This window comes from Candidatus Zixiibacteriota bacterium, assembly GCA_040753875.1.
GTDB lineage: Bacteria > Zixibacteria > MSB-5A5 > GN15 > FEB-12 > DATKJY01.
The window spans coordinates 12,468-24,209 of the sequence record JBFMDV010000016.1 but is presented as its reverse complement, the minus strand read 5'-3'; the positions used below and the strand labels follow the sequence as shown (position 1 = coordinate 24,209).

Sequence of the window (11,742 nt, the reverse complement as noted above, 5' to 3'; positions counted from 1 at the left end):
CACCACCCCCGTACTTGCCGACTACATCATCGATCGTTATCGAGCTGCCCGAGGACTTGACCCGCGGTCATCACGCAGAAAGCGGCCACGACCGCGAATACTGCTAAAAATTTCGCACGCATTTCAACTTCACCTGTCATTATTTCAAGAGTATCATTTTTCGCGTTTCGGACCTACCGTTAGCTTCAAGCCGGTACATGTACACCCCCGATGCCAAGCGGACCCCATCAACCACTACTTCCTGGCGCCCGGCCACGGATTCTCCCGAATACACCGCCACTTCCTGCCCAGTCACGTTGTAGATTGTCAGCCTCCATGCAGATGTGACCGGCAAATCAAAACTGATCGTAGTGGTCGGGTTGAACGGGTTCGGGTAATTCTGTGCCAGGCTGAATAAACGGGGGAGATGTTCATTATCAGTATGCACTATCATCACACGTCCGGCGGCATCAACGGCATCGGCGCTAACGATCCGTGTAGCCGTGCCACCTAATTCGCCCAGAAGATGTGTCCCCGGTATTAGAACCGAAGAGCCATCAGAGTTGATCAAGAGGAATGTCACAGTGTCGCCGATCCAGCCCGCCTCGGCATTCGGTTGGGTGGGCGATACGCCGTCAATCCCAAGCAACTTGACATACAACGCGCCGATCACGGCATCGCTTCGTATTGTAAGGTTGGTAAGGCCGGAAACTTCGGCCACCTCAAGTGTGGCCGAGTATTCGCTTGGTGGTGCCGGTTTCAAGCTTGGGCCCGGCACCGGTGGCGCATCGCCAATGATCACCCGGAAAAGATACTGAAGGTCGGCAAGTGTCAGCGTCAGACCGTCCTGGTTGACGTCACTCTGCGCAATCTGTCCGGCTATGTTGATCTGGAACGCAGCAAGGCCGTGCATGAAATAATTGGTGAACACGACGGCATCGGCCGACTCGTGCGAAAAGCCGTTCAAGTTTATGTCACCAAGCGACCAGGTTTCGGGGCAGACAAAATCGAACGTGCCATTCACTGCCGTCAGAGAAGGCACATACGCACGACCCGGGTACGAAGCACAGCCGCTGCCTGGCACGCCGTAGCCGGGGAAGGGGTAGGAGACAGTGTCATTTGAAGGAAATTGGGCGCTTTGTTCCTTAAGTTCGAACGCGACCAGGGCCGTGTCCCCATCTACACTCAAAAGGACGTTATCATCACAATCCCGCCAGAAGAACCTGAGCGGCTCGGTCTGACAAAACATCCGGTGGTACGGCCCGTCACTCCCCATCAAGAGCGTGATGCGAGCCAGCTCCATCGGGGATGGCCCCGAATAGCAGGCCGGGATATAGCCGCTTGTTGCCGATGCCTGCGCCGTGATCTCAAGGAGTCCGGTATGTGACGACATTTCGAGCGGGTGATGTGGCAATGTATGCCAGGTGAAGTACTCCCAGCCGCACTGGATGGGCAGTTCTCCCGGCCTGACATTGACTATTGAATATGCGGACTCGGTGAGCGATACGAGAAGTCTGTACCCGCCGATCTGGGCTTCAAGGCTGTCCACATAGATAGACACGGAATCCATCACCGCCGGCATGACCGCCGATCTGGATTCCAACCGCAGCTGCGCTCCACGCACACTTAGCGGTGCTGCTATCGCGCAGACCGCCGCAACTACAACCAGGGATTCCTTCACTGAGCGCAATTTCTGCCTCCTCATGGCGAAGCGGGATGGTAGGTAGTTAACAAATATTCCAGTCCAAGTATACTGACCCGACCCCGATTATCCAAGAAGAAATTGAAGGCTGTGAGGGAAAAGGAATGGCACGTCGAGGAGCGTCTCCCCAGTCAACACGATGTCACCCAAGAGGTTGCGCCGCATACGTTAGTTTTTCGTGAATCAATAGCGGAGATTGAAGGTCTTCGATACAATCCCTCACAAGTCGACACAATGCTTGTAGCCAAAAAAAACTCAAGTTTGACCTTGACAGACCGACATATAATAGCATATTGACATGTGATTAGGATAAAGCCATGATTTCAAAGACCGGTATAAACGCTGCTCTAGCACTCGCCCTGATGGCCCGTCTCGCACCTGGTGAGTACGCAGGCGCTGCCCATATCGCGCGAGAAATCGGCGCTCCCCAAAACTACCTGGGCAAGCTGCTCAAAATGCTGGCCGGGCAGGGGCTCGTGGAATCGCAGAAAGGTTTCGGCGGCGGTTTTCGGCTCGCCCGCTCTCCCAAAAAGATCTCTCTTTACGATGTCGTGGAGCCGATCGACCGGGTCAGCCGATGGGGCGACTGCTTTCTGGGGAGGAAACGATGCCGCGATGACTCCCCCTGCGCGGTGCATCATCGATGGGCTGTCATTCGCCGCAGTTATCTGGAGTTTCTCAACGAGACTACCATCGAAGACTTGGCGGACAAGAAAGTAACGCTGCCGTCGTGAGATTTTTTTTGACGATTAAACGGATACACACATGCGATTCGAGATAATAGATGTACAAACTCAAAAGGAGACCTATATGAAACCGACTGAGATTCTCTCAAGCGAGCACCCGGTTATCGAGATCGTCCTCGACTGCCTCGATAAAATGGTAGAAGAGGCCAAGACTGTTGGACGGCTGGAAAAGAAGCCGGCCGAAGATGCGATTGCGTTCATCAAGGGGTTCGCCGATGGATGCCATCACGGCAAGTAAGAGGCAAGACTGTTTCCAGCACTGGTGAACAAGGGGATTCCGCAGGAGGGCGGGCCAATCGCGGTGATGCTGCATGAGCACGAGATGGGACGCATGCACGTCCGCGGAATGAGCAGCCATGTCGAGGCGGCCGCCGATGGCAACAGGATGGCGCTTGAGGCATTCGCCTCACACGCCGAGGGGTACGTCCAGTTGCTTCGCCAGCACATTCTAAAGGAGGATCGGATTCTGTTCCCGATGGACGACCGGGTCATGAATGAAGATGACACCCGGGAGGTCCTGCGTCAGTTCGACCAGGTCGAAAAGGAAGAGATGGGGACCGGCACACATGAACGATTCTTGAAGATTGCCGAAAAGCTGGCTGAACGATATGATGTGTCAAAGGCGCAATTGCTCCCGCACCTACCGTCTGACTCCGGCTGCTGCCATCACAAACATTGACAACTGAAAACCGGAAGCCTGTCGCAATGGGTGTGGCGGGCTCGAGGTCTCAATAATGTCCGGGAGTTAGTATTATGAATCTATGCAATTGGGTTCTTCAGGGAGTGTTCTCGCTGTCTCTGGCAGTGGTTGCTTTCACACTGGGGTCAGCCCGTCAGGTAAGCGCACACTGCGACGGACTTGACGGTCCTGTTGTTGCAGCGGCACGTACGGCACTGGAAAGCAAAAACGTGGACAGCATCCTCGTGTGGGTGCAACCGGAAGACGAGACCATGATCCGCGAGGCGTTCGCGAAAACCCTCGCTGTACGAGAGTTGGGCCCGGAAGCTCGCGATCTGGCTGACCTGTATCTTTTCGAAACACTTGTGCGGGTACATCGCGCGGGCGAGGGAGCACCGTACACCGGTCTCAAACCGGCCGGGCGCGACCTGGGTTCGGCAATTCCGGCGGCCGATATGGCGGCAGAATCAGGTGAGCTTGAACCAGGCTCTCGATTGTTGCTTGAAGATGTCCGGCATGGGCTTGGAGAGAAGTTTGCCCGTCTGGCCCAGCTGCGTCCTCATCATGAGCACGACGTGACTGCCGGTCGGGAATTCGTCCACGCCTATGTCGAATTCCTGCACTATGTGGAGGGTCTGCATCTTGCGGCGACTGGTGTCGGTTCGGACCATGCGCCTCAAGATGCGGCTGGGCATGATTCTGAAGGGCATGAGGAACCAGAACCACATCAGCATTGAGCAACAGGAGAGTTTAGGCCCGAGGGTCAGCGAAAGGCCCCCTCAGGCCGACCCGTATTGTGAATGTGTTCACGATTCTCTCTGGAAATCGCGTAGTATCAGAAGTTAGTACACGGTGGCAGCAATGCCATCACTGTTGAGGAGACGGACTTATGAGACGGTTATGGTTGGGCTTCTGGGCGGTGGTGATTATTTCATTCGCCGTCCTCGGCTATATGGGCATTCGCATCTATCAGGAAAAGCCGCCGATTCCGGAACTGGTTAAATCAACCGATGGTATCATCGTGATTCCATCGGGCCAGATCACGGCCGGACAGAATGTCTGGCAGGCGATGGGTGGCATGGAACTCGGTTCCATTTGGGGACATGGCAGCTATGTCGCGCCGGACTGGACCGCAGACTGGCTCCATCGCGAGGCCATGTTTATCCTCAATTCCTGGTCGAACGCCGAGTTTGATGGTTCGTACGATGAACTCACGCTTGAACAGAAAGCGGTTCTGCAAACCCGGCTCACTGAATTGATGCGAACCAACACCTATGACGCGGCTACCAACAGCATCACGGTCGAGCCGGTTCGGCGTGCTGCTTTCGAAGATAACGTCGCCTACTACAGCGAACTGTTTTCCAAAGGGCGCGCTCAGTATGCGATACCGGCCGGGACGCTAACGGAGCCCGATAAGCTCCGGGCGCTCGCCTCATTCTTCTTCTGGACCTCCTGGGCTGCCTCGACCAATCGACCCAATCAGGAAATATCGTACACCAGCAACTGGCCTCACGAAGAACTGGTGGGGAATCGTCCCACCAGCGACGCCATCATCTGGACCGGTTTCAGCATCATCATGCTTCTGGCCGGTATCGGACTGCTCGTGTGGTATCACGCTTCGCGACCACACGAACCGGTCGCAGAAAAACTGCCCGCGGCTGATCCACTCCTCAATTTCCAGCCGACACCATCGCAGAAAGCGGTCGTGAAATATTTCTGGGTCGTCTCCGGCCTGTTCATCGTGCAGATTGTCATGGGCGTCATATCTGCACACTACGGTGTCGAGGGAGACGGTTTCTTCGGCGTACCGCTTGCCCAAATGATACCGTATGTCATCAGCCGTACCTGGCACACGCAACTCGGAATTTTCTGGATAGCCACAGCTTGGCTGGCCGCCGGCTTGTATATCGGGCCGGCAGTCAGTGGCGTCGAACCCAAAGGGCAGCGCTTGGGCGTGAACGTGCTGTTCGGAGCATTACTCGTAGTCGTGCTCGGTTCGATGGTGGGGGAATGGATGAGTGTCAATCACATGCTTGGCGGCAGCAGTTGGTTCTATTTCGGTCACCAGGGGTATGAATACGTAGACCTCGGACGGGTTTGGCAGATTGGACTGCTCATCGGACTCGGCCTTTGGCTCTTTCTGGTAGGTCGTTGCGTTGTCGCCGCTATCAAACAGGGGGGAGAGCAGAAAACGCTCCTCACGATGTTCCTGATTTCGGCGGTCGCTATCGGCGCTTTCTATGCCGCCGGTCTAATGTGGGGCAAGAGCACCCATCTCACAATTGCCGAATACTGGCGTTGGTGGGTGGTGCATCTTTGGGTCGAGGGATTCTTCGAGGTGTTCGCCACGGTGGTGATAGCGTTTCTGTTCGCACGCCTTCAGCTCATTCGCATTTCGACCGCCAACAGCTCGGTCCTGTTCTCGACGGCCATCTTTTTGGCGGGCGGAATCATTGGCACGCTCCACCACCTTTATTTCGCAGGCACGCCGACCGGAGTGCTGGCGTTGGGCGCAGTTTTCAGCGCTCTCGAAGTTGTTCCGCTGACCATCATCGGTTTCGAGGCCTGGGACAATATCCGTATCGCTCGTTCCACCCCCTGGGTGCAGAAATACAAATGGCCTATCTACTTCTTCGTGGCGGTGGCGTTTTGGAACATGGTGGGTGCCGGGCTGTTCGGATTTATGATCAATCCGCCCATCGCCCTCTATTATATGCAGGGCCTGAACACGACCCCCGTGCACGGCCATTCGGCACTCTTCGGCGTGTACGGCATGCTGGGGCTCGGCCTGATGTTGTTCTGTCTTCGCGTCCTTTGGGTACGCCAGGATTGGAAGGACGACATTATCAAGTTCTCTTTCTGGGCTATCAATATCGGATTGTTCGCCATGGTAGTCATCAGCTTGCTGCCGGTCGGGTTCATGCAGACCTGGGCCTCGGTCGAACATGGGTATTGGTACGCGCGAAGCGCCGAGTTCCTGTATTCGCCGACCCTTCAGACGTTTAAGTGGCTTCGCATTATCGGTGACACGATCTTCGCCGTCGGCGCGGTCACCCTGAGCCTGTTTGTGTTCGGTCTGGCAACCGGCCACTCACTTGTGAAAGGCGGGCCGAAACGGACTGAGCCTGAGACCGACAAATTCCAGCGCGTTTCGTGACGCTTTGGGATCAAATCATGATGCCAGTAAATCGAGAATCCCGGGCAGCACCCGGGATTTTCTTTTGGTGAGAGTAGCGATTGCCGTCTTTCTAATCGTTAATCTCTGTTCCGATTTGCCGCCGTTATGTAGATTGCCGAAACAGTTCTGCCGAGAAACGTATGGCCGCAGACTACCTGAAAGAGAGGAGCCGTTACCTATGAACTCGCCCGGCTTGTCAAAGCACATCGTCACCGAACAGCAGGACGGCATCCTGCGCATCGTGATGAATCGGCCCGAAAAGAAAAACGCCCTCACCATCGCCATGTACTCGGCTTTGGCCGATGCTATCGAGCAAGCTGAACAGGACCGAAATGTCCGCGTCCTGCTCATTCACGGCGCCGGCGACTCCTTCACCAGCGGCAATGATCTGAAAGATTTTCTCGAAACCCCGCCACGCGATAGCACCAGCCCGGTCTTCCGATTCATGCGCGCTATCCGCGACGCCAAAATGCCGGTAGTAGCGGCAGTAGAAGGGCTGGCTGTCGGCATTGGCACGACGATGCTTTTCCATTGCGATCTTGTGTACGCCGGCGCACATGCGAAATTCTTGATGCCGTTCGTCAATCTGGGGCTTTGTCCGGAAGCCGGCTCAAGCATGCTCCTGCCGCTGTTGGCCGGGCACCAGCAGGCTGCGGAATTGCTTCTGTTGGGCGAGATGTTTACAGCGGAGAAAGCCCGTGAGATTGGGCTGATCAATGATGTATGCGAGGATTCGCAGGTCCTGGAACTTGCCTTAGAGAAGGCGCACCGCCTGACCCGGCAGCCACAGGCCTCGGTTCGACTGGCAAAAGCTCAGCTCAAAGCTGTCAATCACGAACTCTTGCAGCGTGTTATGGCTCACGAGATTTCCGATCTTTTGAAACGCCTCGTCTCGCCCGAAGCCAAAGAGGCGTTCAGCGCCTTTCTGGAACGCCGTAAGCCGGATTTTTCGGCCTTTCAGTGACCAGCGGCCGTCACTTTCCATCACATTAGAGAGCGTAGCGCTCCACTTTCTGTGAACCCATCTCCGAATTCGTACGTTTATACTGGAGCGGTGCAGCGGCCCGGGCAGGGTTAATGCCGTAAGGACAGATCGTCCGGCACCGATTGTGGCTTGCAAAATAAGAGGTATATCGTGACAAAGAGATTTGCACTGTCAGGGCTGTTGTTGTCGCTCGGAGCCGGATTCATTGTCGACGGTTGTTCCAACAATCAGGCGGCCGGCGGTTTTACGCCTCCCCCGATGCCGGTCGAGGCCGTCAAAGTTGAAGCCGGTACCGTTACTGACCGCTTTGAAGCGGTGGGCACGATCGAAGCCCACGACGCCATCACGGTCGTTTCGGAAATCGATGCCCTGGTGCGCGATCTGCCGTTCCGTGAAGGGGCTCCCATCCAGAAGGGGGAACTGATCGCACAACTGGATGACTCCCAACTGCAGGCGGAATTGAGCCGGGCCGAAGCTGTTCGTGACCAGAAGAAAGTGACGTATGACCGGATCAAGTCGCTTGCAGATAGCGGCGCGGTCGCGGCGCAGGAGTTTGACAATGCTGCCGCCGCCTTCAAAGTCGCCGAAGCCGAACTGGCCATGATCCAAGCTCGATTGCAGAAGACCCGCATCACGGCGCCGTTCAACGGCGTTATCGGTGCGCGTCGAGTGAGCCCCGGTGCGTTTGTCCGGGCCGGTACGGCCATCACGGACCTGGCGCGACTCGATGAACTGAAAGTGACCTTCACCGCGCCCGAGCGGTATTATCCGGAACTGAAGCGCGGCGCTTCGGTAACGGTCTCCACAACCGCTTATCCCGATTTCGAACTGAACGGCACTATCGAGGTAATCGAACCGGTCGTCGATGAGGCTACGCGAAGCGCCCGCATTATTGCGCATGTTCGGAATCCTGAGCTCAAATTCAGACCCGGCATGTCGGCCAATGTCGCTGCGGTGCTAAGTAAGCGGGACAACGCCGTTCTAATCCCGGATGAGGCGGTTTTTGCCGAAGGGAATCAGAATCTCGTTTTCGTCATTAAGCCTGACAGCACCGTCACGCGCACCGCGATAACGCTGGGCAGCCGCCAGCCGGAGACGGTCGAGGTCCTGAGCGGTCTGGAGCCGGGCATGACGGTCGTGCGGGCCGGACATCAGAAACTATTCGAGGGCGCCAAGGTCATGCCCATGCCGGCCGTAACCTCAGCGCCAATGAGCGATCTGGCAGGGGGCAGTCGATGAAGTTAAGTGAACTGTCTATCAATCGTCCCGTACTGGCGCTCGTTCTCACCCTGGTCATCGTCCTGCTCGGGCTGGTGGCGTATTCGCGGCTGCCTGTGAGGGAATACCCGGATATCGATCCGCCCATCGTCTCCATCACCACATTCTACCGGGGGGCCAGCCCCAACGTGGTCGAGACGGAGATCACCGATGTGCTCGAAGAACAACTCTCAACTATTGAGGGTGTGAAGACGCTCACGTCCTCGAGCCAGGAGCAGGGTTCGAGCATCACAATTGAATTTGAACTCGGCCGCGATGTCAACGAAGCGGCCAACGATGTCCGCGACCGGGTGTCGCGCGTGCGCGGTTCCCTTCCACGCGAAGCTGATGATCCGATCATCGAGAAAGTGGATGTCAACGCGCAGCCGATCGTCTGGCTGGCGCTCTCCAGCCCGCGCCATTCGAATCTTGAGCTTACCGATGTTGCCGACCGCGTGCTCAAAGACCGTATTCAGCGTCTGCCGGGCGTCGGCTCGGTGTTTCTCGGCGGCGAACGCCGATATGCGATGCGAGTCTGGCTCGATGCCATGCGTATGGCGGCGCACGGTCTGACGACAACTGATGTCGAGTCAGCCATCCTCCGCGCCAACGCCGAGATTCCGGCGGGTCGGGTCGAGGGCGAGGGACGCGAATTCTCCGTTCGCACCCGTGGTGATCTGAGCACGCCCGAGGAGTTCGCGGCGGTCTTTGTCAAGCAGACCGGCGATGACTATGTGAAGCTTGGCGACGTCGCGGATGTAACGCTCGGCGCTGCCGATGAGCGCACCGCGGTACGCTACAACGGTGAGCCCGCAATAGGACTGGGCATCATTAAACAGTCCAAGGCGAGCACGCTGGATGTCGCCGATGTCGTCATCGCGGATCTGCCCAACCTCTCCAAACTTCTGCCCGACGGCATGCGTCTCGATGTCGCCTACAACTCGGCCAGCTTCATCAAGGAATCGATTAACGAGGTCGCCGAAACACTGGCGCTGGCCATCATTCTGGTCGTGCTCGTAATTCTGCTTTTCCTCAAGAGTTTCCGCGCTACTACCATTCCCACGTTCGCCATTCCGACTTCCATTATCGGCGCCTTTGCGTTCGCTTACTTCTTCGGATTCACCATCAACATTCTCACGCTTCTGGCGCTGGTGCTGGCGATTGGTCTGGTCGTTGACGATGCCATTGTCGTGCTCGAAAATGTCTATCGCCACATGGAGATGGGGAAATCCCGACGCCAGGCGGCGCTCGATGGCTCCAAAGAGATCGGCTTCGCCGTACTGGCCACCACCATTTCGTTGGTGGCCGTGTTCGTTCCGCTGGCGTTTCTGCAGGGGAATGTCGGGCGCCTGTTCAATGAGTTTGGTCTCACTGTGGCGGTCGCCGTGCTTATCTCCGGCTTCGTGGCGCTCACGCTGACCCCCATGCTCTGCTCGCGACTGCTGAAACCGCTTCACGGCGAAAGTACTAACTGGGCCTCGCGCTCATTCGATGCGTTCTTCGTGTGGCTGGACCGCGTCTACCGGCGGACACTCGATTTCGTGCTGCATCATCGCGCCCTGTCATTGTCCGGTGTGGTCGTTTTGGTCGCACTAAGCATGGTCATGCTTCGCCTGATCCCTAGCGAGTTGGTGCCGACTGAAGACCGCGGCACCGCCTTTGGCATCGTCCTCGCTCCGGAGGGCGCCACACTTGAGTACACTGATCGCTATATGCGACAGGTGGAATCGATACTCCTGCCTCTCCCCGAGCGGGAGGGGCTGTTCACTGCTACCGGCCTTGGCTTCGGCGGACCGGGACGAGTGACCAACGGATTTGTCTTCCTGCTCCTTAAGCCTCGAGGCGAACGAAACCGCTCACAGCAGGAAATCGTCCAGGAGATGTTCCCGCGTCTCCTGGGGATCCCCGGCGTGCTCGCGTTCCTCATCAATCCGCCGTCGCTCGGTCAGGGCTTTGAATCCCCCGTCCAGTACGTGCTGCAGGCGGATACCTATGAAGAGTTGCAGGGCGCAGTCGGCGCCATGATGGCCAAGGCTTCTCAGCTTGGGTATCTGGTCAATCTCGACTCCGACCTTCGCCTCAACAAACCACAATTGGACCTCACCATCGATCGCCCTCGGGCCGCCGGTCTGGGCGTTTCGGTCACCGATATCGGGACCGCCTTGGAGACATACCTGGGCGGGCGCGTGGTCGGGAATTTCAAACGGGGCGCGAAGCAGTACGATGTTATGACGCAAATGAAATCGACTGACCGTGCCACTCCGAACACTATTGATGAACTCTATGTACGCGGCAAGGCTGGCCTGGTGCAGCTTGCCACTGTAGTTAACATGCGCGAGACGGTCGCACCGAAAGAACTGAACCACTTCAACCGTGTCCGTTCCGCCATCATATCTGCTAACATTGCCCCAGGCTTCAGTCTGGGACAGTCGCTCGATGACCTGGACAAAATCGCTGCCGCCGATTTACCCCCCGGTATCAAGACTGCGCTGTCCGGACAATCGCGTGAATTTCGGGACTCCAGTTCGGCGCTCTACTTTCTCTTCTTGTTTGCGATCGTGTTCATATTCCTGGTGCTGGCTGGCCAGTTCGAGAGCTTCATCCACCCGCTCAGCATTTTGTTGTCCGTTCCTCTGGCCGTAGTCGGCGCACTGGTGTCGCTGTTCGTGTTCAGACAGAGCATCAACATTTATTCGCAGATCGGCCTCATCATGCTGATCGGGCTGGTCACCAAGAACTCGATCCTGATTGTCGAGTACGCCAATCAGCTTCGCCGGAGTGGCAAAGAACTGTACGATGCTGTCGTCAGCGCCGCCGCTATCCGCCTTCGCCCGATTCTCATGACATCGTTTGCGACTATCTTCGGTGTGCTGCCGATCGCGATCGGGCTCGGCGCCGGCGCTGAGGCTCGCCGCCCGCTCGGAATCGCCGTGGTCGGCGGCATGCTCTTTTCGACCTTCCTGACACTGGTGCTGGTGCCGGTCGTCTACACGTTGCTGGCGCGATTCACCAAAGAGGAAGTCGTGGTCGAACGCGAGCCGGTCCGAACCGAAACCGTGAAGGCGCCCGCTTCCGACCCGGAAATTGCCGGCGCTCACGGTGTGTGACACCCCCGCCGCATCTATTCGCAAACACCATTTCGGGCCCGCACCAGCGGGCCTTTTTTGTGGCAGTTCCATTGCTAAGGATGTCTTAGATGGCCGAAAGCCTATCACA

Annotated in this window: 9 protein-coding genes; 8 read left to right on the top strand and 1 reads right to left on the bottom strand. The window is 57.0% G+C overall.

All coding sequences use genetic code 11. From position 1 onward, the window contains the following. Positions 1–139: 139 nt before the first annotated feature. Positions 140–1,660 carry a T9SS type A sorting domain-containing protein gene (locus AB1644_06055; protein ID MEW6050610.1) on the bottom strand — a complete coding sequence of 507 codons (1,521 nt, stop codon included), beginning with the start codon at positions 1,658–1,660 and terminating at the stop codon, positions 140–142. 338 nt (positions 1,661–1,998) lie between these two features. On the opposite strand from AB1644_06055, the gene AB1644_06050 reads away from it, so the two are divergent. The 8 genes from AB1644_06050 to AB1644_06015 all read left to right on the top strand — a co-directional run bounded on the left by AB1644_06050 (position 1,999) and on the right by AB1644_06015 (position 11,633). After that, positions 1,999–2,415 (top strand): Rrf2 family transcriptional regulator, encoded by a 417-nt coding sequence (locus AB1644_06050; protein ID MEW6050609.1) that lies wholly within the window; start codon positions 1,999–2,001, stop codon positions 2,413–2,415. A gap of 76 nt (positions 2,416–2,491) precedes the next feature. Next, entirely contained in the window at positions 2,492–2,665 is a 174-nt protein-coding gene (locus tag AB1644_06045; protein MEW6050608.1) for a hypothetical protein, read from the top strand. 9 nt (positions 2,666–2,674) lie between these two features. Continuing rightward, positions 2,675–3,106, top strand: a complete 432-nt coding sequence (locus AB1644_06040; protein MEW6050607.1) for a hemerythrin domain-containing protein — start codon at positions 2,675–2,677, stop codon at positions 3,104–3,106. A 74-nt stretch (positions 3,107–3,180) separates the two neighbouring features. After that, on the top strand, positions 3,181–3,843 hold the full coding sequence (locus AB1644_06035) for a DUF6448 family protein (GenBank protein ID MEW6050606.1): 663 nt from the start codon (positions 3,181–3,183) through the stop codon (positions 3,841–3,843). Between the two features lie 152 nt (positions 3,844–3,995). After that, a complete protein-coding gene (locus AB1644_06030; GenBank protein ID MEW6050605.1) occupies positions 3,996–6,263 on the top strand; it encodes a nitric-oxide reductase large subunit in 2,268 nt (755 codons plus the stop codon). Between the two features lie 199 nt (positions 6,264–6,462). After that, positions 6,463–7,248 carry an enoyl-CoA hydratase gene (locus tag AB1644_06025; GenBank protein ID MEW6050604.1) on the top strand — a complete coding sequence of 262 codons (786 nt, stop codon included), beginning with the start codon at positions 6,463–6,465 and terminating at the stop codon, positions 7,246–7,248. 171 nt (positions 7,249–7,419) lie between these two features. Continuing rightward, the gene (locus AB1644_06020) at positions 7,420–8,508 is read left to right on the top strand and encodes an efflux RND transporter periplasmic adaptor subunit (protein ID MEW6050603.1); all 1,089 of its coding nucleotides are present in this window, start codon (positions 7,420–7,422) and stop codon (positions 8,506–8,508) included. Beyond that, positions 8,505–11,633, top strand: a complete 3,129-nt coding sequence (locus tag AB1644_06015) for an efflux RND transporter permease subunit (protein ID MEW6050602.1) — start codon at positions 8,505–8,507, stop codon at positions 11,631–11,633. The genes AB1644_06020 and AB1644_06015 overlap by 4 nt, the downstream gene beginning before the upstream one ends. The last annotated feature ends 109 nt before the right edge of the window (positions 11,634–11,742 follow it).

Coding starts and splice junctions, on each gene's coding strand:
- AB1644_06050 (MEW6050609.1), top strand. CDS start 1,999: ATGATTTCAAAGACCGGTATAAACGCTGCTCTAGCACTCGCCCTGATG.
- AB1644_06045 (MEW6050608.1), top strand. CDS start 2,492: ATGAAACCGACTGAGATTCTCTCAAGCGAGCACCCGGTTATCGAGATC.
- AB1644_06035 (MEW6050606.1), top strand. CDS start 3,181: ATGAATCTATGCAATTGGGTTCTTCAGGGAGTGTTCTCGCTGTCTCTG.
- AB1644_06030 (MEW6050605.1), top strand. CDS start 3,996: ATGAGACGGTTATGGTTGGGCTTCTGGGCGGTGGTGATTATTTCATTC.
- AB1644_06025 (MEW6050604.1), top strand. CDS start 6,463: ATGAACTCGCCCGGCTTGTCAAAGCACATCGTCACCGAACAGCAGGAC.
- AB1644_06015 (MEW6050602.1), top strand. CDS start 8,505: ATGAAGTTAAGTGAACTGTCTATCAATCGTCCCGTACTGGCGCTCGTT.